General features: G+C 66.3%; 1 protein-coding gene. It reads left to right on the plus strand.

The genetic code is table 11. From position 1 onward, the window contains the following. A partial coding sequence (locus C6558_RS38840) for a tyrosine-type recombinase/integrase (RefSeq protein WP_107028850.1) occupies positions 1-753 on the plus strand: 753 nt, incomplete at both ends.

The raw sequence follows: 753 nt of genomic DNA on the forward strand, positions 1-753 counted from the left end.
GCCTTCATCGGCCGCTCCCCCGACATGGCGACGGCTGAGGATCTGCGCCGGTTCCAGTTGCACCAGACCCGGGTGGGCATGCAGGCAGCGAGCATCAACAGCTCAGTCTCGGCGCTGCGCTTCTTCTTCACTGTGACGATCGACCGGCCCGATCTCTCGCGCCGCCTGACCGTGATCCATCAACCACGCAGGCTGCCGCTGGTTCTGAGCGTCGCGGAGGTAGTACGGCTGCTCGACGCCGCACCGGGGCCGAAGTACAAGGCTGCCCTCGGCACGGCCTATGGCGCCGGATTGCGGGTGTCGGAGATCGTGGCGCTCAAGGTGACCGATATCGACTCGACACGCATGCTGATCCGCGTCGAACAGGGCAAGGGGCGCAAGGATCGCCACGCCATGCTGTCGCCGCAACTGCTCGAGTTGCTGCGGGCTTGGTGGCGCGAAGGCAAGCGCCGCGGCGTAATGCTGCCGCAGGGCTGGCTGTTTCCGGGCCGCAACCCGATCACGCCACTCTCCACGCGGCAGATGAACCGCGTCGTCCATACCGCCGCGCAAGCCGCCAAGATCAAGAAGCGGGTGACGCCGCACACGCTGCGCCACAGCTTCGCCACGCATCTGCTGGAGCAGGACGTCGACATCCGCGTCATCCAGGTCCTGCTCGGCCATGCCAAACTTGATACGACCGCGCTCTATGCCCGCGTCGCCACCAAGACCATCCGCGCCGTGATGAGCCCGCTCGACCGGATCAGACTTCTG

The sequence above is a fragment of the Ensifer sp. NM-2 genome (genome assembly GCF_003024455.1).
GTDB classification, from domain to species: domain Bacteria; phylum Pseudomonadota; class Alphaproteobacteria; order Rhizobiales; family Rhizobiaceae; genus Ensifer; species Ensifer canadensis.